The following is a 26,769-nucleotide window of genomic DNA, read 5'->3' as shown; positions in this document are numbered from 1 at the left end:
CCGGACGCGTGGCATCCTCAACCGCCGGTGTATAGCTCTCGAGCCATCTGCCGTTCTTCAGCCGTCATATTCAGATCCGGCCGGGGAGTGCTGTGGTCGAAGCGATCGGCGTGCAGCAGCTTTCCATTTTGCAGTTTGTAGGCGTGGGGCACGGTTGCCCAGCCGATCCCGCCGCCGACCTGGCGCCAATGACCATCTGCCGAGACGGGGTTGCGGCGAAAGGCATCGAGTTCGCGCCGCACCTGCTCGCGCGTTTGGGTGCCTGGGGCATCGTGGAAGACGATGCCGATCTCGCCGGGGGCGGAGTGAACGGGCTGTGCGGCATACGCGGCCAGGGGCGCGACCAGGGCGCCGGCCAGCAACAGACTCGGAACAAATTTGCAGGTTTTCATGACTGACTCCTTTCGAGAGGGGAAATGGCCCGGTCGGGCCCTGCTGAAATCGGTTTCAGCATGGGTTCCACTCTAGTATGCCGACCATGACCGAGGGCCTACCGGAGCATGACAAATCGGTCATATCCCGTAATCTTGTAATCTTGAAAGGCGGACAAGTCTTCAGGCAGATTGGGGTTGGCATCGCTCATCGCTCCAAACTGCCCAGGAGATTTAGCGCGATTCTGCGCAAGTGCGAGCACGATTGGGAATGGCTGGACAAGGCAGCCAAGATTCGGATGTTGAAGGAGCCGATCCGGCGCATTCGCTTCTTGACGCGGGACGCGGCGCAGCGACTCCTGGCCGAGTTGCCAGCGTGTCTTGCGGACATGTTGCTTTAGCGGCTTGTCCACATGTCCGCAGGCTGGTGTTGCGTCGATCCAATCGGGGGTTGCATGAGCTTGGGCGTCGAGAATTTGCTCACCAGTGCACTGGGACTGGTGCCACCATGGCAAGTGGCGAAAGTCGAACTCGGCGTCCTGCGCTGGCTGCAGACGGTGGCGTTGCCGCGGTTGGCGCCCCGGGAGAGGTCACGCCGCAGCAACTGCTGCGTGCGCTGGACGCGCTGGTCGGGCATCAGGATGAGGTGCAGGCACAGCTTGCCGGGTTGCTGCGCCCGCTGATCGACCAGGAGTTGTCGGTCGTGTTCGACGACAGGCCCGCCATGGGCGTGGAGGGGCCGGGCGAACTGGAGAGCGATGTGCGCCAGGTTGGCCTGTCCAAGGACGGGGGCATCCGCCGCCAGTTCCTGCTTGGCGTGGTGCTGGTGACCGATCGCGGGCGGCTGCGTTGGGAGACCATCGGGAAGGGTTGCCATCGCCGCGCGTCGGCCCAAGCGCTCAACCCCTGGAGTTCATCCTGGGCCGTGCCGGGGCGGCGCGATGCCGAGCGCGCCGCGATCCTCGAGCCGATCCCCTCCCAGCGCGCTGGATCAACGGCGGCGCATCCAGTACCACCAGGTCCGCCGCGACGGTCAACATCGCGACGGCGCCTCCTCGCTCCGTGACGCCGACCACGCCCTCCTCAAGGCACGCAAGCTCCAGAAACCGACGACAGACGCCAAGATCGGCCTCCTGTCGGGGCACGTTTCGAACCTTGCATTGAACAGCCTCCGGGATTCCCGGGGCGGTTCAGCCACCCAAATTCCCCCGCTCTGACCGCGGTGTGACGGTGCGCCGAGCGCGCCGATTTCGGACCGCGTCAAGGCTAGGCAGGACGTCACTTTCCATCCCCTCATCGTTGATGGAACTCTGGAGTGAACGTCTTGAAGCCACACCTGCACACCACCATCTGAGCCCTGCTGGAACGCGGGGCCACGCAGCGCGAGATCCATCGCCTCACCGTGATCGACCGCAAGACCATTCGCGTGGGGCTTTACGTGTTCGGCGTTGCACATGAATGTGTGGCCATCAAAGCGTCACGCCGCTGTTCGCCCTGGTGTGTTGGAGTCATGTTTCTATATTGGCATATACGGTATAAACTGTTTACTTCATTGACATGTTTCAGGAGTTCGCCATGCAAGTCGCCAATACCGGCTCTTCCGTCAAAACCAGTAAAGCTGGACAAACACCGGCGCGCGCAGCAACGCCCGTCCTGCGCAAAACCGGCAAGCTCGCGCCAGCCGTCAAGGCTACGCCGACAACGCGGGTGCAAGCCAAAGTCAAGGCGCCTGGGCGCAAGACCGCCCCCGCCAAGGCAGTCAAGCCAACGCCCGCGTCCGCGGCCAAGCCCCCCAAGCTCAAACTCGTGCGCGACAGTTTCACTATTCCGCGCAACGAGTATGCCGTGCTCGACGCGCTGAAAGATCGGCTGGTGGATTTGAAGCGCCCAGCCAAGAAAAGCGAAGTGCTGCGCGCTGGCATTGGCTTGCTGGCAACGCTGTCGGATGTTGCTTTGCTCGCAGCCCTGGAAGCCGTCCCAGCGATCAAGACTGGCAGGCCGAAGAAGGCGAAGTAAGGGCTTTCCTCAGGCGAAGCATGAAGGAGAAGGAGAGTGACGGAAAGGGTTGAGCCCTCACGCCGCCTGCCAGAACGCCGCGGCAACGATGGCCACCAGCGACTTCCAGCCGCTGGCGATCGACATCCATTGCATCACGGCCCAGTCCAGCGCCACGGCGAGTGCGACCGAGGCGACATGGCGCGCATCGGCAAGACGGTTTCATGACGGACTCTGAACCGATTGCCTTGGTGACGATCACGCTGCGTTAAATCCCATCGAGGCAAACTGCAATGACGTGGGACTGTCACTCTTCGGTTCGTTTTGACCACTTTGAACGAGACTGGTCAGTTCAAGCTGTGCCGGACCATATTCCTGCTCCGCCGCAAGCTGTAGCCAGCGCGCAGCTTGCGCGAAATCCTGGGGAAGACCCAATCCCTCACGGCACATCACGCCCAGGCGGTACTGGGCGGCGATATGCCCCTGATCGGCGGCCTGACGAAACCAGAAGGCCGCGAGAGTGTCGTTTTGCGGAACTCCAAGCCCCTCCTGATAGAGGTCGCCCAAGTGGTATTGCGCCGTGCTCTCACCAAGTTCGACCGCCTCGCGGAACCAGAGGGCGGCTTGCGCGAAGTCTTGGGCCACGCCCTGGCCTTGTTTGTGAAAGATGCCCAGAGCGCACTGTGCGCCGGCATGGCCCTGCGCTGCAGCCTTGCCATACCAAAAGGCTGCTTGCACGAAATCCTTGAAGACATCTTGACCGTGGGCATACAAGAAGCCCAGATGGAACTGAGCCACCGAGTTGCCGTGGTCAGCGGCCTTGCGTAACCAGATGGCAGCTTGCGCGTAGGCATGACTCGCTTTGAACGAGAGCCCGATCGCCAGGGGATCGGCTGAAAGTTCGGGCCCCTTGCTCCGCGCCGGCGGCACGAACCAGGGGGCATGTTGTCTCCCCGAGTGCCACGGTGCCGCTGGTATCGTGTTTTCAATCATGGGATGTACATCATTGAGGACGCGATCCTTGATCGCAAAATAGCCTTGCGCGAGGTGGGTGAGCTCTGCTGGGAACGACCGTGTCACAGGAGCGACCTCGCCCCGCGTGAAGTCACATGAAAGGTGATTGAAACCCCTGTGTGTGACTGCCGCATGACGTGGGCGGGGCATGCCTGGCCGATTCTTGGAGTCGGATGACCCTTCCGGAGCACCTGCGGCGCAGGGATGGGATCAGCCCGTCGGCTTGCCACAAGCTCAACCGAACAGCGCAGACAAATCCAGACTGGATTGCCGTCCGAGTTTGGCGCGGTGTTGGTCCAGCCATGTCGTCGTCTGCTCGCGACCAAGGTCTCGCAAGTGTTCGAGAAAGGGCAAATGCGGGGTCAGTCGGGTTTCGGCCGCAAGGTCGTGCATCAGCGCATGGGCCTCGATCAAGTGGAAGCGCGAACGCATGATGCGTCGCTCCAGCCGACCGAAGCGCATGGGCGACAAGGCGACAAAATCGTGGATGTGGGCAATGATCTGCATTTCCCGCAGGAATGGTGCCGTGAACGCCAGTTCCAGGGTGCGCTCCCGGATGCCCTGCACGCTGCGCGGGGTCGACACCGACTGGAGCGGACTGAGTAGAACCAGCAAGGTGTCGCTAGCACCTGTGAATAGCAGGGGCAAAACGGCAGGGTTGGCGGCAAAGGCGCCATCCCAATACATCGCGCCGTCCAGTTGAACGGCATGTTGCAGATTAGGCAAACACGCCGAGGCCAACAAGGCTTCGACGCCGAGTTCAGGGTTGCGGAACAGGTGTAGCTGGCCTGTCGCCACGCGCGTGGCGGCGATGAACAAGCTGGGCAACGCGGTCGTGCGCAACGCGTCGAAGTCCACCAGTTCGCCCAAGACCTCACGCAACGGGTTGAGGTTCAAGGGGTTGAACTGATATGGCGAGATGAATTGGGCCCACTGCAGCATCAGGCGCGCCGCAGGGGTCAAGGCCACATCGGCCCTTTCGTCGGTGGGCATGACGAACCCGATGGGCACATGGGCAGCGACACGGGTCCAGAACGTGGCCAACAGATCACGAGCACCATCGCGCCCGCCTCGGCGTAGCCCCTCAGCCAGCATCACGGCATTCATCGCTCCAGCGCTGGCGCCACTGAGGCCATCAAAACTGAAGCGGCCATCCTCCAGCAAAGCATCCAGCACCCCCCAGGTGAATGCTCCATGAGCGCCGCCCCCTTGCAGGGCAAGGTTGAGACGGATCGGCGATGAACGGTTAAAGAACAACATTGGAACGCGTACCTCCAGTGCATGGCCCACTCCGCGCCGAATCAACGACGAATCAACGACTCTTGTCGAAGTGACCGATGCTGATGCGTCGCGGTTGCGCCGTATCGGCCGCGCTTCACCCTAATTGCGGAAGCTGTCGTGGCAGCTCTTCCAAGTCTTGACGGTCTGGCCGAAGACGACGCGCATTGGGTTGAGTTGACCAGTCTGTGCGGCAGCGGTGAGTTTAGGTGTCAACCGCTTCAGATCCTGTGCATCGATCTGGAAGCGTTGCCGTTCGTGCCAGATTGACGACTTCGCATCAGTTCCACGAACGTCGGTTCCACCTTCGCGCGCAGGCTGGCCTTGCGTTGCTCGACCCATTCCATCTTTTCTACCCAGCCGTGCTTGGGCGGGCGGCCACGGCCACCGCTGCTGGGATCGTGAGGCGCAAGGACCGCTACCAGCGCATCCCAAGGCGCATCACCGCTTCAATCTCAGCCAGGAAGCGATCGCGCCGCGCGTCTGCCTCTTCTTGTTGGCGTATTCGAATTCAGAAAAGCTCGTCTGCACAGGGGCTCCTCAGCGTCTCGGGAGCAGCTTTCATTGTCTCAGCGCCACACCGCCAAGCCAAACGGCAGGCCGGGAATGAATCAGAATCAGCGCTTCCTTTTGTACTATCCATTAAAAATCGTGTTTATAAAATAAAATAAATGGATATAGTTAAACTTAATCATAAGTATCAGGGTAAACGTGATTCTTGGTTATGCTGCCACCTGCGCTGTTACGCAGATGGCAGCATGTTTGCCACTTCAACATGGGCGCAGTCGGTTCCGCGTCCTGGCATTGACACCGAAAGCTTTGCTTTGTCCGCCTTGGTTGCGTGGCGCTGTCATGGCTTGACATACGCAAAGCCATTTTTTTCGAGTTGCATGAGGCGCACGACACCCCCTGGAACGATCACAGCGCTGGGTGTCAACACAGGCATGTGCCCGAGTTTTTTGGCCATCCCTTCCATGGTGACGTGGCAGGCGTCAAATTCAATGCCCTCGGCATCTTGTGCTGCGATGCGCTCGGATACCGTGCTGTTTTTCAAGAGCATCAGAAGCCCTGGGCCATAGGCCACAACCACGATGCGCACGTTTCCCTGGCCGAGGTTGTCCATCACGTTTTGTGCATTGTTCAGCGTGAGGTTCCACAATTTTTGGTTGCCGTTGCTGACCTGTAACACCAGCTTGTATTTTGCAAACGGAAGGTCATGAACGAAGGTTGGCTTCTCAAAATTGAAGTCCTTCATCATGGATGGATTGTCGGCGCGCGCGTACGTTGCACCGCCAACGAGCAAGGCTGTGACCAGCAAGGTGTGACGTGCGAGGTGTGCCCAATAGTTGTTGCCCATTCTGATCTCCTCTGGTGCTGAACATGCCCCGCTTTCCTTATACAGCGCGCCGGGGCCTGGGGCATGCTGCATGTTCGCCAATGGTCCAGTGCGGGACAACTAGGCGACAGCGCGGATCCTAGGGATTCAGATCGCGACCGACAATCCAGGGATAGCCTGATCTGACCCACGAGGAACGCACGACAGACGGACTTGATGCTGATTCGCCATGCTGGCCGTGACCGGGAAAAAGCAGAGACAAGGCGCGCCATGGCGTGGTGCAACGACGCGAGTTCGCGCCAACGCTTGGTCGGTCATCAGGGCGCGGAGGCTCAGCTGGTCACGTCGAGAGCGTTTGACTCTGCGAACGCCGCGTGACGCCGGGCATGGGATGCTCCCAAGGAAGCGCAGGGCGGCCCCGGAGCTCGCGTTCAGCGCGGGTTGCCGCAGTCATGGCCGCCCCGGAGTCGTTCGGATTGACCAACACACTGTTACAGAAATGGTGGGGTGACTGGAATAAACCACCTTTGGATCGCGTCCTTCATCAGGCCAATCTGGCGAGGACTCGACGTCATGGCAAGCGTTCTTGCCTCCCGCCATCATGTCCCCCACGCACAAGGAGATTACCCACGCGCAAGCTGTTTTTGTCCGGCATCGCCATCATCATTCTGGCCGCTCCGACCCTGTCGTCTGCAGCCCAGGCCCCGACTTCCGCCGCGCTCTGGCAGGACATACAGGCTCTGGAAAAGAGCCATGCCATCATGCTGGATAGCCAGCCTTATCAGCTCGGTTCGCGCACCGTGGACGTCTACACCACCGACCTTGCCAACGCCGCCGAGAACGACGCCGTACGCAAGGCCGGCAGCATCGAGAAGGTCAAGCGTTATCCCAATGGAGCCTTGGTGGTCAAAGAGAACTATGACGCCCACAAAAAACTCACCGGGGTCACCGCCATGCTCAAGCTCGACGGCTACGACAAGGCTGATCGCGATTGGGTCATGGCCGCGTACAAGCCGGATGGCCAAGTCGTCGCCTACGGCAAGGTTCAGGCCTGTATTGCCTGCCATGCCATGGTGACGCAGCAGGACTTTGTCTTTGCGCCGCCGCCCGAGCAGTTGCTGCCGGTGTCGATCTGGAAAGCGTTTTTCCCCAAGCAGCAGATGTCCACGCAATACGTCAAGCTGCTGGATCAGCACCCTGAGGCGATTGTGAAGTAAGGTAGTTTCAATGCCGCTTGTGCGAGCATGAAAAGAGCCGACCCAGTGGCCGGCTCTTTTCATGCTCAGCCCAGAGGGCATTGACTTGGCTGCGGTGATGTCGCCGCAAGCCACGTACTTTTTCCGATCGGTCGGGCTGGGTCACTCCCTTGGGCGTGCCCTTCAGATGCACGATGACCGCATGCCGAGCCGGTGCGCCGGCGTTCGGGATTCGTGGCGCCACAAGGATCGAATGCAGGTGGAGCTACGCCCTTCCAACCTCGACCGTCAGATGCGACAAGTCCTGGAAGCCTTGCAACTTGTGCCGGTAGTGGCGCGCATCGCGAGCGGGATCGTGGCTGTTCACCGCCACGATCGCCCCAAGGTGCCCAGGCCCGAGGCGCCAGAGATGCAGGTCCGCAAGCTCATCGCCTTCCTCCTGAACGGCCTTGCGGATGGCCTGGCTCAACGGCTCGTCCGGATTCACGTCCAGCAAGATGGCTCCCGTATCACGGATCAAGCCGACGGACCAATTGGCGATGACCACGGCACCCACAATGCCCATCACCGGATCCATGAAGTTCAGGCCGAAGAACTTGCCCGCCATCAGCCCCAGGATGGCCAGCACCGAAACCGCCGCGTCGGCCGCCACATGCACGAACGCCGCGCGCATATTGTGGTCGCGGTGATGGGCGGCATGGCCGGGGTCATGGGCATGATCTTCGGGCTCGGCAAAATGCAGCGTGTGGGTGAAAACATCGGCCCCGATGCGCAGATGCAAGCTGGCCTGGAAGGCATGGGGTTCGGGGATGGTGTCGATGGATTCCCAATAAGCCCCCTTGTCCTGGAATGCGAAGGTCTGGCGCAGGCCTTGAGGGCGAATCGTCTCCATGGTCAACTCCAGGGGCGCACGCACCGGCGGCAGGCCCGGAGGGGCGTCTGAACGATCCGGCCAGTGCAGCCGAAACCTCGGCGGTACGCGATCTTCATGAATCTCCACCCGCACACGCCCTGCGGCGGTGTCCACGAACTGTCCCGCATCGTCTGCGGCTGCCGCGCCATGCGCGTGACCATGCCCATGCCCATGGCTGTGGCCATCGCCACTGAGCAGCCAGGCGCTCACGATGTTGACGAACAGCCCGAGAAAGGCAATGGCGATGGCCGCGTTGAAGTCGATTTCCACGGGGTGGATGAAGCGCGAGATCGCCTCATAGCCGATCAGCAAGGCGATCATGGCCAGAATGATGGCGCTGGAAAAACCGGCCAGATCTCCCACTTTGCCCGTGCCGAAGCTGAAGCGGGGGTCCCGGGCATGTTGGCGCGCGTAGCGGTAGGCGAGGGCGGCAATCAGCATGGCCGCCGCATGGGTGCTCATGTGCAGGCCGTCGGCCACCAGCGCCAGGGAGCCGAAATGCATTCCGCCGGCGATCTCGACGACCATCACCACGGTGCACAGGGCGATGACGGACCAGGTCTTGCGGGCGTTGCGGTCATGGCCCCGGCCGAGAAAGACATGCTCGTGTTCCATGGCGAGTGGCATGACGGACATGGGTGTTCTCACTTGAAGTAGCTGTGCACGACGTCGATCAGCTGCGCGGCAGCCTCGGCGGATTCGTCCTGCTTGCCCTTGAGGGGATCGATCAGGTGGGTCTGGATGTGAGCTTCGACGACTTCGGACAGCAGGCCGTTGATGGCCCCGCGGCAGGCAGCGATGACATGCATGACCTGCTCGCAGCCAGCCTCGTTCTCCAGCGCCCGTTCGATGGCATCGACTTGGCCACGGATGCGGCGCACGCGGTTGAGGAGCTTGGTTTTTTCTCGGATGGTATGACTCATCCGGACAGTATAGGTGGGTAGGCTATTGTTCAGATGTTGCCTCTGCACGAACTCCGAAGCACCGGCCTTGTATTTCACGATGCTTGTGCTACATCAATCTGGTGGCGACTGGGCATGCGATGATGAGCCGTTCGCGTGTCGTGCTGCGCATCGAAGGAGCATCATCGAGATGCCGTGGAGCGCATCCCGAGCGAGATCAGCCACGAAGACAAGCAACGCACGAGATCAAACCTGGAGTCACCCATGCTCAACGATCCCCAGCAAGACGCAGATCCTTCCCCGCAGCCCGACCTGGCATCGAGCCCGGAGACCCGAATGCTCACGCGGCGCCAGGTGTTGGGTGCTGTTGCGGCCGGCGGCGCCCTCTGGGCGGCGCATCACGCCCGCGGCCAGGGCATGGCTGGGCCGCCCATGGGGATGATGGGCGGCGGAATGGCGGGGATGTCCGGCATGGGCGCGCAGCCCATGGCGAAGCCGCAACCGGCCCCGTTCAACCGCCCCCTTCCCATCCCTCCTCAGCTGCAAGGGCAACTCGAGGCCGATGGCAGCCTGGCCTATGCACTGCGCATGGCGCCGGGCAGGACGGCGCTGCTGGCTGGCGTGCAAACACCGACCTGGGGCTACAACGGGGCCTACCTCGGGCCCGCACTACGCGTTCCGCAAGGCAAACCGGTGCGCATCACCCTGCGCAATGACCTGGACCAAACCACCACCACCCACTGGCATGGTGCCCACGTACCAGGTCGCATGGACGGCGGCCCCCAGAGCCTGATCGCCCCGGGTCAATCGCTGGACGATACCTTCACCCTGAATCAGCCCGGTGCAACCCTGTGGTACCACCCGCATCCTGATGGACGGACCGGGGCGCATGTCTACGCCGGGCTGGCGGGATTGCTGCTGCTGGACGACGGCGTCGACAAATCCCTGGGGCTGCCGCACACCTGGGGCGTGGACGACATTCCGGTGGTTCTCCAAGACCGCCGCGTGGCTGCGGACGGTACCCTGCTGTACATGACCAGCATGATGGATCGCATGGGCATGAAGGGGGATCGTTTTCTGGTCAACGGCTGCGAGCAGCCTTATGTCCAGGTTCCCGCGCAATGGGTGCGCTTGCGCGTGCTCAATGGCTCCAACGCACGGGTCTACAACCTTGCGTTTGCCGATGACCACGGCTTCCAGGTGATTGCGGGTGACGCCGGCCTGCTGGCGCATCCCGTGGAGATGCGCAGCTTGCTGCTGGCCCCGGGCGAGCGCGCGGAGATGCTTCTCGACCTTCGCCGGCTGCAGGGCAAGACGTTGATCTTGCGCAGCAACTCGGGCACTGTCGTTCCCGGGCTGAGCAGCATGCCGATGGATGCCGACGCCTTCGACCACCAAGGTTTCGATCTCCTGCAACTGCGGGTGATGGCCCCAAACGCAAGGCCAGGCCGACTGCCCGTGAAGCTTGCCTCCATGCCTGTGCTGCGAGCGGATGCGCCCCTGCGGCGCTTCAGCCTCCAGGGGATGGGTGCCATGATGGCTGGCGGTGGCATGGCTGGCATGATGGGTGGCATGATGGGCCGGCAGACAGGCTCCGAGAACACAGGCCCCGGCGGGATGAGCCTGGGGGTTGGCATGCAGCACCTGTTCTCCATCAACCACCAGTTCATGAATATGGCGGTGATCAACCAGCGCGTGCGCCTGGGCAGCACCGAGATCTGGGAGGTGAGCAACGATGCGGCGATGGCCCACCCTTTTCATGTGCATGGCACGTCGTTTCAGATCCTCTCGCGCGACGGCATGGCTCCACCGGAACATGAGCGCGGCTGGAAGGATGTCGTTTTCGTGCTGCGGGACCAAACCGTGCGGCTGATTGCCCGCTTCGATCAGCCAGCCGGCCAAGATCACCCGTTCATGTACCACTGTCACATTCTGGAGCATGAGGACAACGGCATGATGGGGCAGTTGACCGTGGCATGACAAGCGGCGACGTGTCCGGCCCGTCAGCGTGGCCAGCCCATTCAGGAACGAGGCGATCCGCATGAACACCACCAGCGTCATCGATGTCTCCGGACTGGTATCGAGCCTCTGCGCCCATGGAGTCGAAAAGCAGCTCCGGCGCCTGCCCGGTGTCGACGACGTGCAGGTCAACTACGTCGCGGGCAGCGCCACGGTTGTGTACGACGCGGCCTTGACCAACCTGGCCGCACTGCAGGCGCAGGTCGAGCGTTGCGGCTACCACTGCCGCGGCGAGTCGGTTCCCGACCATCTGTGCGAGCCGCGCGAGGAGCGCGCCGTGCGGCATGCCCAGGGTGCGCACAAGGCTGGGATGGAGTATGGCGGGGCCACGCTCCAAGGCGCCGAACACGCCGCCCATTCCGGACGTGCGACCGGCATGGACGCCATGGCGCACGACATGGGCCATGGCGCCGGCATGGACGCGCGTGACATGGCGCGAGACATGCGCAACCGGTTCTGGGTGTGCCTGTTGTTCACGGTCCCGCTGTTCGCGTACTCGCCCATCATGGGTGGCCTGTCCGCACCGCCGGCGCCGCCGTTCGGTCTCGCGCTCAAGGACTGGCTGTTCGGCCTGGCCAGCGCTGCAGTGATCTATCCGGCGTGGCCCTTTTTCGTCGCGGCGGCACGCGCACTGCGCAACGGTGTGCTCAATATGGCGGTGCTGGTCGTGCTCTTCGTCGGCACAGGCTATCTGTTCAGCGTCGGCACGACCTTTTTCTTCGAGGGGGCGCAGTTCTACGAGGCCGTGTCGGTGCTGCTGGTGTTCATCCTGCTGGGGCATTGGCTCGAAATGCGCGCCCGCGCCGGCGCTTGCGAGGCGATCCGCACGCAGATGAACCTGGCGCCGCCCAAGGCGATGGTGCTGCGCAACGGTGCAGAAATCACGGTTGCAACCTCCGAGGTGCCGCCGGGCGACGTGGTGCTCATCCGCCCCGGCGACAAGATTCCGGTGGATGGCGAGGTGCTGGAAGACGCGTCGCAGGTCGATGAGTCGATGCTGCCCGGCGAGTCGATACCGGTGGGGAAAAAACCCGGCGACGCGGTGATCGGAGCGACCATCAACAAGAGCGGCAGCTTGCGCTACCGCGCCACCAAGGTGGGCGCCGACACCGCGCTGGCGCAGATCGTCAAGCTGGTGCAGGAGGCGCAGAACTCCAAGGCGCCGGCGCAATTGCTGGCCGACCGCGCAGCGCAATGGCTGGTGGTGATCGCCGTCCTGATCGGCGTGGCGACCTTCGTCTCCTGGTACGTCGTCCTGGGGCAGCCGCTGCTGCTGGCGCTGGCACTGACCATCACCGTGTTCGTCATCGCCTGTCCGGACGCCCGGGGCCTTGCTACCCAGATGGCCGTCAATGCCTTGATGCTCAAGCGCACCCGGCTGGCCGGCATTCGCATCGGTCCGGCCACGAGCGCCGTGGTCGGGCCGCAGATGGCAACAGCGCAGGCGTGACATGCAGCCGACAGAGCCGCCATGCGCCAGACGATGCCATCAAGGACCGTGCACCACCATCTTCAACCCGTTCATTCCTAAAACCCGGAGGTTTACCCATGAGTGACTATGTCTTTACCGTGACCAGCCCCAAAGGCTTCGAGGCCACCGTGCGAGCGGTGACCGAGGCGTTGCAACAGGAGGGCTTCGGCGTCCTGACCACCATCGATGTGGCCGCCACGCTCAAGGCCAAACTCGGCATCGAGGAACGTCCCTACCTCATCCTCGGAGCCTGCAATCCGAGCTATGCCCATCAGGCCCTGCAAGCCGAGCCGGATATTGGCGCGCTGCTGCCCTGCAATGTCGTCGTGCGGGAAGAGGCGGACGGCAGGGTCAGCGTGGTGTTCATGGATCCAGCGGCCGTGCTCGGCATGGTCAAGCGCCCCGAGGTGGACAAACTCGGCGGCGAAGTGCGCGACAAGCTCAAGCGCGTCGCCGAGGCCCTGCGTGCCTGAGGGCTGCGTCGGTGCCGTCATCAAGGCGCTGATTCGGTCCAGCCGGTCGGTGCCTGGTTATTGTGAACATCCAATGGGAGCATGGTCATGGGCTATGGATATGGAATGATGGGCGGATGGGGCGGCTTCGGTTTGGGCTGGCTCTTTATGCTGGTGTGGTGGGGTTTGATTCTCGCCGTGCTTGTGGGTTTGATCCGATGGCTGTTCACGGGCCATTCGGGCGATTCCGGGGCGCGATCCGACAGCAAAAGGCACCTGGACATTCTGAAGGAGCGCTACGCCCGCGGGGACATCGACCGCGACACCTACGACCGCATGCGGCGCGAGCTGGAAAGCTGAGGCCCGGATCATGAAACCGCTACCGAAGTGGCTGCTCGCGCTGGCGATCGTGCTGTTCGCTTTTTACCTGCTCTTGATCCCCGAATTCGGCGCTGTCCCCTTCTGGGGCCGGCGATGGGAAGCGGGCGCACCACCCCCCTGGCGTGAAAGTGCCGGTTGGTGGGGGCCACGATTCGGCTACGGCATGATGAACGGTCCGGTCAGGGACTGGGGTGCGCTCGGCGTTCAGGGCGATCACGGCTATGGTGACGACGGCGGTTATGGCTACGGCATGATGGGCGGGGGCATCTGGCCGGCGGCCAGGGGTTCTTGGCAGGAAACGTTCACGCCGCAGCAGCGCGTGCGCATTGGACAGATCCAAGCCGAGGCCTTGCGTCAGGAAGGCGCCTTGCAGGCGCAGCTCTACACCGCTCGCGCCAACCTGCTGGCGGTCAACTCCGTGGCCAAACCCGATCCGGCGGCACAGGCCAAGGCCGGCGCCGCGGTTGCCGAAATCCTGCGGCAAATCGTCCAAATCCGCCTTCGGGCGGAGCAGCAAATCCAGGTTGCGTTGAGCGCCCCGTCGCAGCCGACAGCGACATCGTCCGCGCCCGGCTCCTGACCTGTGCGACTGGTGGGTTCTGGGATGCAGGGCGGGCCGCTGTGGCGAGGCAAATCAGCCCGCCGAATCTGAGCATGGGGCCGCTGGGCCATGCCGTGTTTCGCGGATGCCGCCGGCGGTATCCATCGAGCACGCATGGATGTCGCGTTCATCGCGACGAAGCGATGAGCGTTGCGGGTGGAAGACATAGCCCCTTGTCGGCACAGGCTTGGACCCGCACCTGTATGTGGACATCGCGCAGGCTGGACAGACCGGGTAGTGCGATGCGCGTGCCGTTCTCGTAGACCCGGATGATCTTGCCGTCGGCCCGTAGGCCAATGTCCTGACCAGGTGGGTAGCTCGGCTGGAGATCCAGCCCGTGGCCGCCACGTTGCACGACGATCGTGACAGGGATCAAGTAAGGAGCCGACGGCGGATTTGCGTACACATGCCAGCCCGGCTGGATGTGCAACGTCACCACAGCATCGCGGCCATCGATCGCGGCGCCAGCGCGAACCTTCATGGAGGAGTCGACGAGGTTGGCGGGGGTGCTCGCGCCGAAGCCAGGAGGGTGGGTGGCCCGGATCAGCAACATGGCAGCAAGCAAAAGGGCAAGAACGATGAACGAGGCGATGGCAATGCGTAGGGTTCTTGGATTCATCATGAGTTCTCTATCGGTGGATGGCATTCAAATCGCCGAGGAGCGCGTCGGCCGTGAACAATCCTGAATGATGATCGATCTCCCGTCCATGTCGATCCAGGATGGCCACGAACGGCAGGCCATCCCCGCCGTATGCGGCAAGCAGCTGTTGCAGTTCTGGGTTGGGGCGCGTCAGGTCGACTTGCAGTGGGACGACACGACCGGCGCGCAGGGCTTGCACAACGCGCGAGTCGCGGTAGACGGTTTTCTCCAGAAACCTGCAATTCAGGCACCACTGCGCGGTGAACTCGACCAGCGCAGGTCGATGCAGACTGGCGATCTCGGTGATCTGATCTGCCTTGAGCGGCTGCCAGGGGATGCCTTGCGATGGGGCGGGCCAGATCCCCGCACTCAGGTAGACCAAAGCCAGCGAAGGAAGGCTCGATAGTGGCGCGGCCCAGCGGGAGGCATGATCTGCGGCGCGAAAGCTCGTTGCGAAGACCCACAGCATGATCCCGACAACCAAGCTGAACCATAGCGCTTTGTCGAGCATGGCTGGAACCAGGCTTTGCGCGAAAAAGACCGCGGCGCCGGCAAGCAGCCAGCCGAAGCTTTGACGCACGACGTCGGTCCAAGCCCCTCCTCGCGGCAGTCGATCGAGAAGCCCGGGCTTCAGAAGCAGAACGGCGTAGGGCAGAGCCAGGCCGAGGCCGATGGCCATGAAAATGATCACGATCTCGGTGGCTGGCCGGGTGAGGGCAAACACGAGGATCCCACCCAGCAAGGGGCCGGTGCAGGGAGAAGACAAAAGGGCACTGACCAGGCCGGAGATCAGTGGCTCGGCAAAACGACCGCCTCCCATTCTGGCGATGGCGGCAGGAATGGGCAATCCGCGCCCCGTGAAATTCATCACCGCCATCGCCAGAAGGACGATGACCAAGCCGATCAGCACGGCCTGTGATTGGAACAGCACACCCCATTGAAGATGCAGCAGAGCTGTGGCCAGCCCGAGGGGGGTGAAAAACAACAGGGAGCCCGCAGCGAACAGGCTGGCGGACAGGGCGCGGGTTGCCGGTTTTTCTCCCGCTTCGCGCAGGATGGTGCGAACCTTGATTGGAATGACCGGCAGCACGCATGGCGTCAGGTTGAGCAGCATGCCTGCGCCGAGCGCGAGCATGACTTCGAGGAGGAGTGAGATGTCCATGGGGGTTCGGCTGTTTCAAGCGCTTGTGGCAAGCCCGTGCGGGGTCAGCCGACCGAGTGCTGGGAAGTCTGGCTCGACGAACATCGGCTTGACGATGTTCCTTGGGTTGTTGACCGGAAACGTGGTCGGCGTCAGGCGCACGTCGTGACGCAGCGGGTCGCGGCGTGTATCGGCCACGACTCGCGCGGAGGCCGGACGCATGCCGGCCTTGAGGGCAGATCAGGCCCGGGGTGGGTGATATGGTGCGTCCGGCAGCGCACTTGTGACGAGGCGCGTGTGGAATTCCGGCGCATGTGCCGCGATATGCGCAAAGTGCAAAGCGGCAGGAGTGGTAGACGGCGCTAGAACCACGCCGCACAGCACATGGCAAATGCCCCGGCCATTGGATGGGCTGGCCTCATGGCCGCTTCGCGCAGAACCGGGTGCCAGGCCAAAACGATTGGGGCCGTGTGGCGTCGATTCCCGCATGCGCGCGGCCGCAAAGGTGCCTGCGCGCCACGCCTGCTGCATGGATGGGTCTGGTCCGGTTCTGCGGCAGGCAGCGGGGGAACCTGGTGTCGTGTTGTCGAGGCGCACAGCGCTCCACGCGTGTAGTGGCAACAAGGCCAGCAGCACGGCAGCCCAGACAACACGCAGGACTTTCATGTGTTCAGACGACATGGATGCCGATGCGGGCGCGAACTTGCTTGGGTGAAGGACATGCAGCACTTGAGCATGAAAAGACCGCAAAAGTTCCTGAAACAGAACGCGCTCGCACCGTCGTCAAAACAGGCTTACTTCACGACGACTTGCCCAACCATGCCCTGCTTCCCCATCATCGGCATGTCCATCATGCCCTGGCCCTGCATCGCTGCCTGGCCCTGGGCCGGATGCTGCTGCTGCGCGGCGCTCTGTCCTTGCGCCTGGACCGGCGCCTGCCCGCCATGGTTGGCCGCGGCACTGGCCAAGAGCGGCATCGCGCCGAGCATGATGGCCGAGATCATCTTTTTCATATTGCAGAATCAGTTTTTGCGTCAGCAAGATGTCGTAGCTCGTAGCCGGCCGGATGGCGCTTCGTCCCTGATCGCCAAGATGGCCGGTGGCCTCGACGTCGAACCAATAGGGAGCCAGGCCCCGCACACCGAATGCCAGCTAGGAACGCTCAGGACCGATTCCACGAGATCGTTCGGGCTCATGCGCATCTTGTTCCACATCCGGCGCTTCTCCAGAGCGGCCTTCAAGCCGTCCGGGGCAACATCGTGAAAAAACTCCGTGGCCGTGGGCTGGTTGTAGTTGTAGTAGCCGCTGTCAGCCTTGAGCTTGGCCATGACGCGCATCGGATCTTCATCGGTCCAATCTGAAAGTTGCACGACATGGTCACGCGTGGCCTTCAGGGTTGCGCCGCCGACAGGCTCGATGACGATGGCGCCATGCATGCCTGTCTGCTCTTGCGAGCCCGAATGGGGGTGGTGCCAATAGGTGCCCGATTGAAGGACCTTGAAGCGGTAGACGGAACGTTGCCCCGGGCGCGACGCCCTTGAAGCTGATGCCCGGCACTCCGTCCATCTGGAACGGCCGGAGCATGCCGTGCCAATGCACCGAGGTCGCCTGGCGCATTCTGTTCGTCACCCGAATCGTGACGGCATCGCCTTCGCGCCAGCGCAAGTCGGTGCTGGAATCGAGCCGTTGATGGTGGTTGCCATCCGGGGACTGCCGGTGAAGTTCACCGGCGATTCGGCCACGACCAGATCAAATTCGGTGCCTCGCAGTTCCGGCGCCGAACCCGTCGCAGTCGTCGTGCCTTGCCCCGAGCCATTGCGGCAAGCGGCGATCAGCCGAGCATGACACCGCCTGCCGCCAGTCCTTGAACGAATCGTCGACGAGGCACCTGGATCGCGCATGGGGAGGTTGGCGGAAATTGCTGCATGGTGATGCAGTTCTCCTGGTCAGAACGGTTCGACGCCATGTTCTCAAGCGGCACCGTGGTATGAATCGGTACGCAACCCGGTGTTGAGCGCCTCAGCGCCGTTGCAAGCCAGCATCTTATGTAACGATAAATTTCAGAATCATGACCGCAAGATGACATTAATGTCATCTTGCGGTCATGTTCGTGTCGAGTGCGCCGGATTAAAGTGGCGCCAGTCGAATCCGGCGCGTGCGGCACCATGGGAACGGGGATCGGATGAACGACGGGCGAAAGTGCGACGGCGACGCAGCAAGGGAGACACGCATGAAACTGCTTATCGTCGAAGACGAGCCCAAAACCGGGGAATACCTGCGGCAAGGTCTGATGGAGGCCGGCTTTGTCGTCGATCTCGCGCGCACCGGCCTGGACGGGCATCACCAGGCCATGACGGAGCACTACGATCTCGTCGCGCTCGACGTGATGCTCCCTGATGTGGACGGCTGGAGCATCGTGCGGGCTCTGCGTCACGCCGGCAAAGACACCCCCGTGTTGTTCCTGACCGCCCGCGACAGCGTCGAAGATCGGGTCAAGGGACTGGAGCTTGGGGCCGATGATTATTTGGTCAAGCCGTTCGTCTTCACGGAACTGCTCGCGCGCGTACGAACCTTGTTGCGGCGGGGGCGCGCAGCGGTCCAGGCGGAACGGCTGCAGGTCGCTGACCTGATGCTCGATTTGACACGACGCCGCGCGGTCCGCGCCGACACCCGGATTCATTTGACCAACAAGGAATTCGCCTTGTTGGAACTCCTGGTCCGAAGGCGAGGGGAAGTGCTCCCCCGCTCACTGATCGCATCCCAGGTCTGGGACATGAATTTCGACAGCGACACGAATGTGATCGACGTGGCCATCCGGCGCCTGCGGGCCAAGGTCGACGACGCTTTCGAACCGAAGCTCATCCAGACGGTGCGGGGATTGGGCTACATGCTGGACGCACCCGATGGCCAGTAGCGCACGCCGACGTCGCCCGGCATCGCTCGCGCTTCGCGTGACGACCTTCGTCGGCTTGGCCACGACGCTCATGTTTCTGCTCTCGGCCTGGGGCATCGAGGCGTCCATCGAGCGCCACTTCGCCGAGCAGGATCTCGGCGAAGTGCGGGCCGTCAGCCAATCCGTGGAAGCCGTGCTCGCCGACGCGAACACGAACCGCAGTGACCTCGAACACAGGCTTGCGGGTGCGGTGGCCGGGCATCACGGGGTGTATTTCCTGGTGCAGGACGCCCAAGGAAAGCTGCTCTACGAAACCGCGACCCCGGGACTCGCCGGGTTTGCGAACAGCATGGAACCGGTGACGCGCCTCGACGCGCAGGCGCTGCGCATTTGGCGGGTCAACCAACGCACCTACCGTGGGGCCGTGCTGCGCGACGGCCCCTTCACCGTGTTGGTGGCGATGGACATGGGTTTTCATCTGCACTACCTCGCCGAGCTCAGGCGCGCGCTCTGGCTCGGGGCGCTGATGACCAGCATCATCAGCATCGGGGTGGCTTGGTTGGCGGTCCAGCATGGTCATGCGCCGATTCGCCGCATCAGTGCCAGGATGCAAGACATCACCTCCGAGCATTTGCACGTTCGACTCGACCCGAAGCAGGTCCCGATCGAACTCGCCGAGCTGGTGGTGGCTTTCAACACCATGCTCAGGCGCATCGAGGACAGCTTCCAACGCTTGACGAACGCTTCTGCGGATATTGCCCATGAACTGCGCACGCCGCTGACCAACCTGATCACGCAGACGCAAGTGGCCTTGTCAAAAGTCCGTGGCATGGATGTCTATCGCGAAGTCCTCTATTCCAACCTGGAGGAGTTCGAGCGCTTGAGCGCAATGATCGACGGCATGCTTTTCCTGGCCCAGGCCGACCACAGCCGGATCCACCTGGAGTCGGGAGGTGTCGACCTCTGTGCCGAGGTGCGGGCGCTGTTCGATTACTTCGAGGCCTGGGCGGACGATCACCGTGTCGGTCTTGTCCTCGAAGGGGAAGCCGTCACGGTCAGTGGCGATCGCCAGATGCTGCAGCGAGCCCTCAGCAACCTGATCGCCAATGCCATTCGGCATACGCCTGAAGGCCAGGCCGTCGTTGTCGCGCTGCGGCAGGAGGCCGATCGGGCCATCGTGGACATCTCGAATCCGGGGCCGTGCATCCCCGCGGAGCATCTGCCGCGACTCTTCGATCGCTTTTACCGCGTCGATCCTTCCCGCCAGCGCCAAGGCGAAGGTGCGGGGCTGGGGCTGGCAATCGTCAAGTCCATCGTGGAAGCGCACGGCGGAGCGGTGCTGGTCACGTCCGAGCGCGGGCTCACACGGTTCAGCGTGAGGTTACCGAATGGTCCGGCTCAAGGGCCGGGCGGGCTCCAGGGAAAGCCGCCGCGTTGACGCGGACCCGAACAAGCCATCCTCGACCGTCTTCCAAGCCCTGGAGTGGATCCATCATTCCGATACGTGGACAGTCCTTGCAGACCAGGCCATGCTGGCGTGCAGTCAGGTGTTTGGCGCAGGGCGGAACGCACCATGCTGCAGGACGTTCAGTTGGGCATCGAATCAAGGCGATGCCAGGGGGTAGGGCGGCTTGCCGTGGGTGCCAACCAGGACATCGCTGAGCACGGCCTGCACCTGGGGTGTGGCATGGGCCACCGCTTCGAGATGCGCGATCTGCTCCTGCCGCGAGACGCAACCGAACAACTGCACGAAGCGCCCCTGCACCAGCATCCACACGCTGGTGTCGCGCAATTGCGGGTCGGCACGCAGCGCGGGCAGCAGGGCGCGCGCAATGTCGCGGTCGTACAGAAAGCTGTTGGACAGGCGGCATTTGCCGGCCAGGTAGCAGCTATTGCCTCGTTCGACGCGGTGATGCTCCACCTCCTGCATCTCCGCCTGCGTATAGGTCGGTGGGCTCGGCACCGGGCAGCCCGCCAAGCCCTGCGTGGCCTGCTCGAAGGGGTCGTGAAACGGGTTGATGAGGACGGTGGGAGGCGCGGCTCCTGCCCAGCGACACAGGCCGGTGAGCAAGCCGGCAGCGGCAAGCGCAGGCCACCTGCGGGGCTGGCGACGCGCCGGGTGTACGCGGTTTGCTGAACCGTCGCCGAGTGGGATGGGGTCGGTTGGCATGATGCCTCCCAGGGTGTTCGTTGCAAGGAGTCTTGCGGGGAAACCCGATGCTCGGCCTGCTCCTGCGTTCAGGCCCCGGCGGGCGACTTGGGCATGAGGTCGTCGTCGATCCGCCTTGCCCGCAGCGCCGCGGCGCGCGTGCTCAGTCTCGCCCAATAGCGCTCGAAAGCCGGGCGCTTGTCGATGGTGCCGAACTGCATGCCAAACCCCAGTTGCGAGCCCAGGACCACATCCGCTGCGGAGAATGTGGCGCCAAGCAGGTAGTCGCCCTGCGACACCGCGCTTTCCAGTACACCCATGACGTCCGCATAGCTGCCGTAGCCCATCATGCGCTCGCGTCCCGGCGGCACGACGAAGCCCAGCGCCTTGTTGCTGGCCGCGGCTTCCACCGGCCCGGCCGCATAGAACAGCCAGCGGTAGTAAGGGCCGCGCAGGCGGTCGCCGAGCGCCGGCGCCAGCTTTGCCTGCGGAAAAGCATCCGCGAGATAGGTGCAGATGGCCGCAGCTTCGGTCACCACGGTGTCGCCATGCCGGATGGCGGGAACCTTGCCCATCGGGTTGATGGCCAGATACTCGGGCGCCTTCATCGTCGTGCCGTAGTCGAGCAGCACCGTGTCGTAGGGAACCCCCAGTTCTTCGAGCATCCAGCGCACGATGCACCCGCGCGACATGGGGTTGGTGTAGAAGGTCAGGCTGTCATGGATCATGGCGTTGCGCTCCGCTGGGTGGGGTGATGGCTTCCGCGGTGCTCGGATGGCGACCGCTTGGTCGGAGAAGCTGGGGCCTGAACGCTATGGGGAATCGTCCAGGCCGGGTTCCAGGCCACTTCCCACAAGTGCGGCCATCCGGATCTTGAAAATAGCCGGCGTAGCCGCCCCAGAAGGTGGCGCGTCCGGGTTTCACGATGCATGCGCTGGCGGCTTGGGCCTCTTGCATCACGGCATCGACTTCGGCTTGGCTTGCAACGTTGTGGGCCAGACAAGCTGGCACTGCAGCTGGGCTGCCAAGGTCCATCCCGGCGTCGTGCGCGAGGCTGCGGCGTGGGTAAAGCGCCAGCTTGAGTTGCGCCTGCAACTCGAAAAGACCACGGCGCCATGCTTGAACTCGGTGCCGACGATGCCCGCGGTGGGCAGGCCCAGGCCGTTGCGGTAAAAGCGCAGCGAGCGCTCAAGATCAGCGACGCCGAGGGTGATCAGGGTGATGCGCGGCTTCATCGGCATGCTCCATCGGCCATGCTCCGGCATGTCGCCGCGCGGCCGAGCAGCAGCGCGCGCTCGCGTGCGTTGCCAGCCAGGGCTGCGGCGCGTTGAAATTCTGCGCGCGCTTCAGGCCAGCGGTCCAGTCGCATGAGCAGATCGCCGCGTACCGCAGGCAGCAGGTGGTAGCGAGCCAGGGCGGGCTCGGTCAGCAGGCCATCGACCAGTTCCAGACCGGCGGCGGCGCCGAAGGCCATCGCCACCGCCACCGCGCGATTGAGCGTGATCACCGGCGACGGCGCCAGCTGCGCCAGCGCGTCGTACAGCGCGGCGATGCGCGTCCAGTCGGTGGCGTCGGTGCTGGCGACGCGCGCGTGGCAGGCGGCAATGGCGGCCTGCAGCGCGTAGGGGCCGAGCGGACCGGGCAGCGTCTCGGCGCGCGCCAGCGCATCGAGGCCGCGGCGGATCAGCAGGTGATCCCAGCGGCGGCGATCCTGCTCGGCGAGCAGGATCGGGCTGCCCTGCGCATCCACGCGCGCGCCCAGCCGCGAGGCCTGGATTTCCATCAGCGCGAGCAGGCCCAGCACCTCCGACTGCTGCGGCATCAGCCCGGCCAGCACGCGGCCCAGGCGCAGCGCCTCCTCGCACAGCGCCGGACGCATCCACTCCGGGCCGGCGGTGGCGGCGTAGCCCTCGTTGAACATCAGGTACAGCACCTCCAGCACCGAGGCGAGGCGGGCATGCAGCTCATCGCCGCGCGGCACCTCGAACGGAACATGCGCGGCGGCCAGGCTGCGCTTGGCGCGCACGATGCGCTGCGCGATGGTGGGCTCAGGTCTCAGGTAGGCGCGCGCGATTTCGGCAGTGGACAAGCCACCCATCACGCGCAGCGTGAGCGCACTGCGCGCCTCCGGTGCGAGTACGGGATGGCAGGCGGTGAAGATCAGCCGCAGCAGGTCGTCGCCGATGTCGTTGTCGAGCCGCGCGTCGATCATTTCGCTGAACTCGCGCGCGGCGATGTCGCGCTGGATATCGAGTTCGTGGCCGAGCTCTTCGTGGCGCGGCGCGGCCATCTTCTCGTGGCGCAGATGGTCCAGCGCGCGACGTTTGGCGGCAGTCATCAGCCAGGCGCCGGGGCGCTCGGGCACGCCCAGCTCCGGCCAGTGCTCCAGTGCAGCCACCAGCGCGTCCTGCGCGCAGTCCTCGGCCAGCCCCAGGTCATAGGTGATGCGCGCCACGTGCGCCACCACCCTGGCCGACTCGATGCGCCAGATCGCGGCGATGGCGCGCGCGGTGGCGGCGGCGGCCGCTGTGGCGGCGGGATCAGGCGTGGGCATCGTCGTTCAGAGCATGGGGTGGATGACGGCGGCATCGATCATGATGCATCGCTGAGTTGTAGAAAATCGGAAGTCGAGCTGGCGCAAGGTGACGCGCACGAGAGATTGAGTCCGACCTCGCTCGATGTTTTCGGCGGAATCGGGCGCGTGGTCAGCGTGCGCCACGTTGCGTGGGTCAGGAGCATGACGCTGATCGACTCGCTCCACGTCATGAACGCCGCCGTGTCGCTGCTGAACTGCGGATTCCTGACGAAACCGAGGGCGGTGTAGAAAGCCACCGACGCTTTCAGGTCGGCGACGGGCAGGCTGACGGTGATCGTGCGGAGCATGAATGGCCTCCTGTTGACTTGGAATACGATGGACAACATGCAAATTCATCCGTGGCGAAGCACGCTGTAGCAATTCGGCCACGCACTTTTCTTTTTGGGTTTTGGCATGGGAAGTTCATTGTGTGTTGCCTGCATGAGCTGACTGAGCCAGTCTCGGTCTTCCCAGAGAAATGAGTTGTTCGGCTGCGCTTCCTGCGCCATTTCAGTGCCGCCCTCAGGACCGCGGGTCGAACCCGAAGACGCGTAGCTCTTGCTCGCACCGGCAGGCCTTCGCAATGCGCGCGGCCCACGCGATGGCCTCCTCGCGCGAGGGCAGTTCGAGCACGGTGAAGCCGCCGTCAAGCGGGGGCGCCCACGGGTAGCCGCCCTCGGGGACCAAACCGTCGGCCGAGACGAGCACAGGCGGCACGTCTTCGTCGATACCGCCGCCGAAGACGTAAACGCCGGCGGCCTTCGCCTCATCGATCACGGCGTGCGCGTCGCGGCCCACCGCCTCCCACTCGCCGTCGGGCACGACCATCGCTGCGCTGGGGAAGGAGATCAGGTACTTGGCCATTGTGTGCTTTCCTTAGAGATTGATGACGGTTGCGAAGTGTGTGTGCGGCCTAACTTGCTTTAGACCGGACCTGAGTCGTTGACCGCCAATTTCGCGGCGACGGTGGTTTCGACGGTGATTTGCATGGCGGGCTCCTGTGGACTGCAAGCGGGGTGGATACGGATGCAGCCGCTCAAACGCGCAGCAAGGCGCGGAAGCCTCGGGCGGCGTAGTAGGACTCGGCTCCGTTGTGATAGACGAACACCTTGCCGTAGCGGCGGTCGCTGAACAGGGCGCCGCCAAGCGCACGGACTGCTTCAGGCGTCGCGACCCAACTGGATGTCCTGGTATCGAACTCGCCAAGCTGCTGCAGCTCGCGATAGCGCTGTTCGGTCAGCAGTTCGACACCCATTGCGGCGGCGAGATCCACCGCGCAGCCTTTCGGCTTGTTCTCCTTCCTCGCATCCAGCGCCTTGCGGTCGTAGCACAGGCTGCGGCGCCCTGCCGGACTCTCCGCAGTGCAGTCACAGAACAGGAACTGGCCGGATTCTTTGTCGTGGCCGATCACATCCGGCTCACCGCCAGATCGCTCCATCTCGCCAAGCGACTGGAGTGCCGCTTTGCTTGCTTCGAGCGTGGCCTGCACCTTCTCCCAGGCAATGCCTTTGTGGCGCTGCACGTTCTTTTCGAACCGGACCTTCAGCGTCTCGATCAACTCTTGTGGGACAAAGGACTTCATGAGATTTCCTCGCTGAGAGCGTTGCGTGATGCCGAACGAATCAGGCCGCTGTTACTCACGCACATAGCGCAGGTGCGTGGCGGCCGGGCCATTCAGCACCCGGTCGATGCGGAACCGCGGCGCGGGCTCGCGCAGGTTCTCGAACAGGCGCCGCCCGCCGCCGAACAGCACCGGCGCCAGGGCGATTTCCAGTTCGTCGATGGCACCCAGGTTCAGGTACTGCTGGATCACATCCGCTCCACCCGCGATACGAATATCACGACTGCCTGCGGATTCCCGAGCCAACTCTAGGAGACTGTCGGACTTTGCGGTCTTCCGGATGAAGACGCTATCCGAGACAATTGCTGCTGCACAACCGAGAGCCCGAGCCGATGAGCCGCTTCGTCCCTGTTGACCGAGACACCGCATATCTGTTGCCACCGTCGGTGGACGAATGGCTGCCCACTGATCACTTGGCGCGCTTCGTGGTCGAAGTCATCGAGCAGCTTGATCTGGGCGATCTGGCCCGACAGTACGCAGGCCGGGGCTCGGCGGCGCACCATCCGGCGGTGCTGCTGGGCCTGCTGATCTACGGCTACGCCAACGGCGTGCACTCCAGCCGCAAGATCGAGCGGGCGACCTACGACTCGGTGGCGTTCCGCTTTGTTGCGGCCAATACCCACCCCGATCACGACACGCTGGCGACGTTCCGCCGCCGCTTCTTGAAGGAGGTGGAGGCACTGTTCGTGCAGGTGCTGGTTCTGGCGCGCGAGATGAAGCTGCTCAAGCTCGGACACATCGCGCTGGATGGCACCAAGATCGACGCCAACGCCAGCAAGCACAAGGCCTTGTCGTGGGCTCATGCCAACAAGATCGAGGCGCAGCTGCGCCAGGAAGTACAAACGCTGCTGGCGCTGGCAGAGAACAGCGACCGCGCGACGGTACCCGACGGCATGGATGTGCCGGCGGAGATCGCCCTGCGTGCAGATCGCTTGAGCGCAATCGCGCAGGCCAAGGCCAAGATCGAGCAGCGCGCCAGCGAACGCCATCAGGTCGAGCAGCAGGAGTACGAGGCCAAGACCGCCAAGCGCCAAGCCCAGCGCGAGGCGGGCAAGAAGCCGCGCGGCAAGGACCCTGAGCCGCCAGAGGCCGGCCCCCGGAGCAGCGATCAGGTCAACCTCACGGATGAAGAGTCGCGCATCATGCCCGTGTCGGGTGGGGGCTTCGAGCAAAGCTACAACGCACAAGCCGGCGTGGACATCGCGACGATGATGGTGATCACCCAGCATGTGAGCCAGGCATCCAACGACAAGCGCGAAGTTGTGCCTACGCTGCAGCAGATCCAAGCGTTACCCGCGGTGCTGGGCGAGGTGCACACGCTCATCACGGACAACGGCTTCTTCAGCCAAGCCAACGTGATCGCGTGCAACGACGCGGGTATCGAGCCGCTGCTGGCGCTCAAGCGGGAGTCGCATCACACGCCGGTGATGGGGCGCTTTGCACCCGATGTGCCCGAGCCCCAGACGACGGATCCGCTCGTGCAGATGGCACACCGCCTGGGCACGCAAGCAGGCCGAGCCCTGTACGGCCTGCGCAAGCAGACAGTGGAGCCGGTGTTCGGCATCATCAAGCAAGTGATGGGTTGGCGCCAGATGAGCATGCGCGGGCTGGCCAAGGCACAAGGCGAATGGAGCTTGGTGACCATGGCTTGGAACATCAAGCGCATGCACGTCCTGCGAGCCGCGTGAGGGCAATAGTGCGCCCCGACCACGCCAAAACCGAGTCCCCAGGCCGCCCCATGTGCCCTCACAGTGTCTCGCCAACCATCGAGAGCGTTCGATCAGCGCGCCGCTGTCAAAAAAAACGCGTCGCACTGATCAA

28 protein-coding genes and 6 pseudogenes are annotated in these 26,769 nt (G+C 63.5%); 11 read left to right on the top strand and 23 right to left on the bottom strand.

Features of this window, described 5'->3' with window-relative positions; all coding sequences use genetic code 11:
- Positions 1–17: 17 nt before the first annotated feature.
- A complete protein-coding gene (locus THIX_RS14400; protein WP_112486743.1) occupies positions 18–392 on the bottom strand; it encodes a DUF4148 domain-containing protein in 375 nt (124 codons plus the stop codon).
- A 98-nt stretch (positions 393–490) separates the two neighbouring features.
- Positions 491–784 (bottom strand): hypothetical protein, encoded by a 294-nt coding sequence (locus THIX_RS23080; RefSeq protein ID WP_146748564.1) that lies wholly within the window; start codon positions 782–784, stop codon positions 491–493.
- Between the two features lie 114 nt (positions 785–898).
- Here THIX_RS23080 and THIX_RS14390 point away from each other — a divergent pair.
- Both THIX_RS14390 and THIX_RS14385 read left to right on the top strand, forming a co-directional pair.
- Positions 899–1,365: pseudogene (locus THIX_RS14390) on the top strand (IS1634 family transposase); the annotation flags it as partial.
- Between the two features lie 581 nt (positions 1,366–1,946).
- Positions 1,947–2,387, top strand: coding sequence for a hypothetical protein (locus tag THIX_RS14385; protein ID WP_233224567.1), 441 nt, complete (start codon positions 1,947–1,949; stop codon positions 2,385–2,387).
- A gap of 237 nt (positions 2,388–2,624) precedes the next feature.
- Here THIX_RS14385 and THIX_RS14380 read toward each other — a convergent pair whose 3' ends face one another.
- From THIX_RS14380 to THIX_RS14360, 5 genes and pseudogenes are all read right to left on the bottom strand, one after another.
- A complete protein-coding gene (locus tag THIX_RS14380; RefSeq protein WP_158540901.1) occupies positions 2,625–3,359 on the bottom strand; it encodes a tetratricopeptide repeat protein in 735 nt (244 codons plus the stop codon).
- 255 nt (positions 3,360–3,614) lie between these two features.
- Entirely contained in the window at positions 3,615–4,640 is a 1,026-nt protein-coding gene (locus tag THIX_RS14375) for a patatin-like phospholipase family protein (RefSeq protein WP_112486740.1), read from the bottom strand.
- Positions 4,641–4,760: 120 nt separating this feature from the next.
- The gene (locus THIX_RS24905) at positions 4,761–5,000 is read right to left on the bottom strand and encodes a cytochrome c (RefSeq protein WP_112486739.1); all 240 of its coding nucleotides are present in this window, start codon (positions 4,998–5,000) and stop codon (positions 4,761–4,763) included.
- A gap of 26 nt (positions 5,001–5,026) precedes the next feature.
- Positions 5,027–5,189, bottom strand: a pseudogene (locus tag THIX_RS23835) (IS5/IS1182 family transposase); the annotation flags it as partial.
- A 319-nt stretch (positions 5,190–5,508) separates the two neighbouring features.
- On the bottom strand, positions 5,509–6,015 hold the full coding sequence (locus tag THIX_RS14360; protein WP_112486738.1) for a DsrE family protein: 507 nt from the start codon (positions 6,013–6,015) through the stop codon (positions 5,509–5,511).
- 431 nt (positions 6,016–6,446) lie between these two features.
- Here THIX_RS14360 and THIX_RS23830 point away from each other — a divergent pair, with 431 nt between their 5' ends.
- Positions 6,447–7,211: a cytochrome P460 family protein gene (locus THIX_RS23830; protein WP_199195307.1), complete on the top strand. Its 765-nt coding sequence runs from the start codon at positions 6,447–6,449 to the stop codon at positions 7,209–7,211.
- A 244-nt stretch (positions 7,212–7,455) separates the two neighbouring features.
- Here THIX_RS23830 and dmeF read toward each other — a convergent pair whose 3' ends face one another.
- Positions 7,456–8,739 (bottom strand): CDF family Co(II)/Ni(II) efflux transporter DmeF, encoded by a 1,284-nt coding sequence (dmeF, locus tag THIX_RS14350; RefSeq protein WP_112486737.1) that lies wholly within the window; start codon positions 8,737–8,739, stop codon positions 7,456–7,458.
- Positions 8,740–8,747: 8 nt separating this feature from the next.
- Positions 8,748–9,026 (bottom strand): metal/formaldehyde-sensitive transcriptional repressor, encoded by a 279-nt coding sequence (locus THIX_RS14345; RefSeq protein WP_112486736.1) that lies wholly within the window; start codon positions 9,024–9,026, stop codon positions 8,748–8,750.
- Positions 9,027–9,269: 243 nt separating this feature from the next.
- Here THIX_RS14345 and THIX_RS14340 point away from each other — a divergent pair, with 243 nt between their 5' ends.
- From THIX_RS14340 to THIX_RS14320, 5 genes and pseudogenes are all read left to right on the top strand, one after another.
- Entirely contained in the window at positions 9,270–10,985 is a 1,716-nt protein-coding gene (locus THIX_RS14340) for a multicopper oxidase family protein (RefSeq protein WP_112486735.1), read from the top strand.
- A 61-nt stretch (positions 10,986–11,046) separates the two neighbouring features.
- Positions 11,047–12,375: pseudogene (locus THIX_RS14335) on the top strand (heavy metal translocating P-type ATPase); the annotation flags it as partial.
- Between the two features lie 197 nt (positions 12,376–12,572).
- The gene (locus THIX_RS14330) at positions 12,573–12,968 is read left to right on the top strand and encodes a DUF302 domain-containing protein (protein WP_112486734.1); all 396 of its coding nucleotides are present in this window, start codon (positions 12,573–12,575) and stop codon (positions 12,966–12,968) included.
- A gap of 87 nt (positions 12,969–13,055) precedes the next feature.
- A complete protein-coding gene (locus tag THIX_RS14325; RefSeq protein WP_031407537.1) occupies positions 13,056–13,307 on the top strand; it encodes an SHOCT domain-containing protein in 252 nt (83 codons plus the stop codon).
- Positions 13,308–13,317: 10 nt separating this feature from the next.
- The gene (locus THIX_RS14320; protein WP_112486733.1) at positions 13,318–13,908 is read left to right on the top strand and encodes a hypothetical protein; all 591 of its coding nucleotides are present in this window, start codon (positions 13,318–13,320) and stop codon (positions 13,906–13,908) included.
- A 148-nt stretch (positions 13,909–14,056) separates the two neighbouring features.
- On the opposite strand, the gene THIX_RS14315 is transcribed toward THIX_RS14320, so the two are convergent.
- The 6 genes and pseudogenes from THIX_RS14315 to THIX_RS14300 form a co-directional block, all read right to left on the bottom strand.
- Entirely contained in the window at positions 14,057–14,548 is a 492-nt protein-coding gene (locus tag THIX_RS14315; RefSeq protein ID WP_233224566.1) for a protein-disulfide reductase DsbD domain-containing protein, read from the bottom strand.
- Between the two features lie 10 nt (positions 14,549–14,558).
- Positions 14,559–15,731: a protein-disulfide reductase DsbD gene (locus THIX_RS14310; RefSeq protein WP_112486731.1), complete on the bottom strand. Its 1,173-nt coding sequence runs from the start codon at positions 15,729–15,731 to the stop codon at positions 14,559–14,561.
- A gap of 15 nt (positions 15,732–15,746) precedes the next feature.
- Entirely contained in the window at positions 15,747–15,932 is a 186-nt protein-coding gene (locus tag THIX_RS23075) for a hypothetical protein (RefSeq protein ID WP_146748563.1), read from the bottom strand.
- A gap of 572 nt (positions 15,933–16,504) precedes the next feature.
- Positions 16,505–16,723 (bottom strand): hypothetical protein, encoded by a 219-nt coding sequence (locus THIX_RS14305; protein ID WP_112486730.1) that lies wholly within the window; start codon positions 16,721–16,723, stop codon positions 16,505–16,507.
- A 52-nt stretch (positions 16,724–16,775) separates the two neighbouring features.
- Positions 16,776–16,850, bottom strand: a pseudogene (locus THIX_RS24900) (hypothetical protein); the annotation flags it as partial.
- Positions 16,851–16,882: 32 nt separating this feature from the next.
- Positions 16,883–17,637, bottom strand: a pseudogene (locus tag THIX_RS14300) (multicopper oxidase domain-containing protein); the annotation flags it as partial.
- Between the two features lie 303 nt (positions 17,638–17,940).
- Between THIX_RS14300 and THIX_RS14295 the strand changes: the two are divergent.
- Entirely contained in the window at positions 17,941–18,624 is a 684-nt protein-coding gene (locus THIX_RS14295; RefSeq protein WP_112488392.1) for a heavy metal response regulator transcription factor, read from the top strand.
- Positions 18,614–20,041, top strand: a complete 1,428-nt coding sequence (locus tag THIX_RS14290; protein ID WP_112486729.1) for a Cu(+)/Ag(+) sensor histidine kinase — start codon at positions 18,614–18,616, stop codon at positions 20,039–20,041. Before THIX_RS14295 ends, THIX_RS14290 begins: the two co-directional genes overlap by 11 nt.
- Positions 20,042–20,206: 165 nt before the next feature.
- Here THIX_RS14290 and THIX_RS14285 read toward each other — a convergent pair whose 3' ends face one another.
- From THIX_RS14285 to THIX_RS14250, 8 genes and pseudogenes are all read right to left on the bottom strand, one after another.
- Positions 20,207–20,773 (bottom strand): BON domain-containing protein, encoded by a 567-nt coding sequence (locus THIX_RS14285; RefSeq protein ID WP_146748562.1) that lies wholly within the window; start codon positions 20,771–20,773, stop codon positions 20,207–20,209.
- 68 nt (positions 20,774–20,841) lie between these two features.
- The gene (locus THIX_RS14280) at positions 20,842–21,480 is read right to left on the bottom strand and encodes a glutathione S-transferase family protein (RefSeq protein WP_199195306.1); all 639 of its coding nucleotides are present in this window, start codon (positions 21,478–21,480) and stop codon (positions 20,842–20,844) included.
- 104 nt (positions 21,481–21,584) lie between these two features.
- Positions 21,585–21,987 (bottom strand): annotated as a pseudogene (locus THIX_RS14275) (VOC family protein); the annotation flags it as partial.
- Positions 21,984–23,306, bottom strand: a complete 1,323-nt coding sequence (locus THIX_RS14270) for an RNA polymerase sigma factor (RefSeq protein ID WP_112486727.1) — start codon at positions 23,304–23,306, stop codon at positions 21,984–21,986. The pseudogene THIX_RS14275 and the gene THIX_RS14270, both read right to left, overlap by 4 nt.
- 38 nt (positions 23,307–23,344) lie before the next feature.
- Positions 23,345–23,635 (bottom strand): VOC family protein, encoded by a 291-nt coding sequence (locus tag THIX_RS14265; protein WP_199195305.1) that lies wholly within the window; start codon positions 23,633–23,635, stop codon positions 23,345–23,347.
- Positions 23,636–23,849: 214 nt separating this feature from the next.
- On the bottom strand, positions 23,850–24,191 hold the full coding sequence (locus tag THIX_RS14260) for a YciI family protein (RefSeq protein WP_112486726.1): 342 nt from the start codon (positions 24,189–24,191) through the stop codon (positions 23,850–23,852).
- 172 nt (positions 24,192–24,363) lie between these two features.
- Complete coding sequence (locus THIX_RS14255; RefSeq protein ID WP_112486725.1) at positions 24,364–24,909, bottom strand: DUF4256 domain-containing protein; 546 nt, start codon at positions 24,907–24,909, stop codon at positions 24,364–24,366.
- A 51-nt stretch (positions 24,910–24,960) separates the two neighbouring features.
- Positions 24,961–25,317 carry a dihydrofolate reductase family protein gene (locus tag THIX_RS14250; RefSeq protein ID WP_199195304.1) on the bottom strand — a complete coding sequence of 119 codons (357 nt, stop codon included), beginning with the start codon at positions 25,315–25,317 and terminating at the stop codon, positions 24,961–24,963.
- Between THIX_RS14250 and THIX_RS14245 the strand changes: the two genes are divergently transcribed.
- Positions 25,281–26,636 (top strand): IS1182-like element ISThsp16 family transposase, encoded by a 1,356-nt coding sequence (locus THIX_RS14245; RefSeq protein ID WP_112484377.1) that lies wholly within the window; start codon positions 25,281–25,283, stop codon positions 26,634–26,636. The genes THIX_RS14250 and THIX_RS14245 overlap by 37 nt on opposite strands.
- Positions 26,637–26,769 lie beyond the last annotated feature (133 nt).

This window comes from Thiomonas sp. X19, assembly GCF_900089495.1.
Taxonomy (GTDB): domain Bacteria; phylum Pseudomonadota; class Gammaproteobacteria; order Burkholderiales; family Burkholderiaceae_C; genus Thiomonas_A.
The sequence above is the reverse complement of the archived record's forward strand: the minus strand, read 5'-3'. Positions and strand labels throughout refer to the sequence as shown.

Excerpts from the sequence above, each read along its gene's own strand:
- THIX_RS14380 (WP_158540901.1), bottom strand. The coding sequence starts at position 3,359 with ATGATTGAAAACACGATACCAGCGGCACCGTGGCACTCGGGGAGACAA.
- THIX_RS14385 (WP_233224567.1), top strand. The coding sequence starts at position 1,947 with ATGCAAGTCGCCAATACCGGCTCTTCCGTCAAAACCAGTAAAGCTGGA.
- THIX_RS14295 (WP_112488392.1), top strand. The coding sequence starts at position 17,941 with ATGAAACTGCTTATCGTCGAAGACGAGCCCAAAACCGGGGAATACCTG.
- THIX_RS14325 (WP_031407537.1), top strand. The coding sequence starts at position 13,056 with ATGGGCTATGGATATGGAATGATGGGCGGATGGGGCGGCTTCGGTTTG.
- THIX_RS14320 (WP_112486733.1), top strand. The coding sequence starts at position 13,318 with ATGAAACCGCTACCGAAGTGGCTGCTCGCGCTGGCGATCGTGCTGTTC.
- THIX_RS23830 (WP_199195307.1), top strand. The coding sequence starts at position 6,447 with ATGGCCGCCCCGGAGTCGTTCGGATTGACCAACACACTGTTACAGAAA.
- THIX_RS14285 (WP_146748562.1), bottom strand. The coding sequence starts at position 20,773 with ATGCCAACCGACCCCATCCCACTCGGCGACGGTTCAGCAAACCGCGTA.
- THIX_RS24905 (WP_112486739.1), bottom strand. The coding sequence starts at position 5,000 with ATGGGTCGAGCAACGCAAGGCCAGCCTGCGCGCGAAGGTGGAACCGAC.
- THIX_RS14250 (WP_199195304.1), bottom strand. The coding sequence starts at position 25,317 with ATGCGGTGTCTCGGTCAACAGGGACGAAGCGGCTCATCGGCTCGGGCT.
- THIX_RS14330 (WP_112486734.1), top strand. The coding sequence starts at position 12,573 with ATGAGTGACTATGTCTTTACCGTGACCAGCCCCAAAGGCTTCGAGGCC.
- THIX_RS14255 (WP_112486725.1), bottom strand. The coding sequence starts at position 24,909 with ATGAAGTCCTTTGTCCCACAAGAGTTGATCGAGACGCTGAAGGTCCGG.
- THIX_RS14360 (WP_112486738.1), bottom strand. The coding sequence starts at position 6,015 with ATGGGCAACAACTATTGGGCACACCTCGCACGTCACACCTTGCTGGTC.
- THIX_RS14310 (WP_112486731.1), bottom strand. The coding sequence starts at position 15,731 with ATGGACATCTCACTCCTCCTCGAAGTCATGCTCGCGCTCGGCGCAGGC.
- THIX_RS14345 (WP_112486736.1), bottom strand. The coding sequence starts at position 9,026 with ATGAGTCATACCATCCGAGAAAAAACCAAGCTCCTCAACCGCGTGCGC.
- THIX_RS14400 (WP_112486743.1), bottom strand. The coding sequence starts at position 392 with ATGAAAACCTGCAAATTTGTTCCGAGTCTGTTGCTGGCCGGCGCCCTG.
- THIX_RS14315 (WP_233224566.1), bottom strand. The coding sequence starts at position 14,548 with ATGAATCCAAGAACCCTACGCATTGCCATCGCCTCGTTCATCGTTCTT.
- THIX_RS14245 (WP_112484377.1), top strand. The coding sequence starts at position 25,281 with ATGAGCCGCTTCGTCCCTGTTGACCGAGACACCGCATATCTGTTGCCA.
- THIX_RS14290 (WP_112486729.1), top strand. The coding sequence starts at position 18,614 with ATGGCCAGTAGCGCACGCCGACGTCGCCCGGCATCGCTCGCGCTTCGC.
- THIX_RS23075 (WP_146748563.1), bottom strand. The coding sequence starts at position 15,932 with ATGCGTCCGGCCTCCGCGCGAGTCGTGGCCGATACACGCCGCGACCCG.
- THIX_RS14265 (WP_199195305.1), bottom strand. The coding sequence starts at position 23,635 with ATGCTCCGCACGATCACCGTCAGCCTGCCCGTCGCCGACCTGAAAGCG.
- dmeF (WP_112486737.1), bottom strand. The coding sequence starts at position 8,739 with ATGTCCGTCATGCCACTCGCCATGGAACACGAGCATGTCTTTCTCGGC.
- THIX_RS14270 (WP_112486727.1), bottom strand. The coding sequence starts at position 23,306 with ATGCCCACGCCTGATCCCGCCGCCACAGCGGCCGCCGCCGCCACCGCG.
- THIX_RS14305 (WP_112486730.1), bottom strand. The coding sequence starts at position 16,723 with ATGAAAAAGATGATCTCGGCCATCATGCTCGGCGCGATGCCGCTCTTG.
- THIX_RS14375 (WP_112486740.1), bottom strand. The coding sequence starts at position 4,640 with ATGTTGTTCTTTAACCGTTCATCGCCGATCCGTCTCAACCTTGCCCTG.
- THIX_RS14260 (WP_112486726.1), bottom strand. The coding sequence starts at position 24,191 with ATGGCCAAGTACCTGATCTCCTTCCCCAGCGCAGCGATGGTCGTGCCC.
- THIX_RS14280 (WP_199195306.1), bottom strand. The coding sequence starts at position 21,480 with ATGATCCATGACAGCCTGACCTTCTACACCAACCCCATGTCGCGCGGG.
- THIX_RS14340 (WP_112486735.1), top strand. The coding sequence starts at position 9,270 with ATGCTCAACGATCCCCAGCAAGACGCAGATCCTTCCCCGCAGCCCGAC.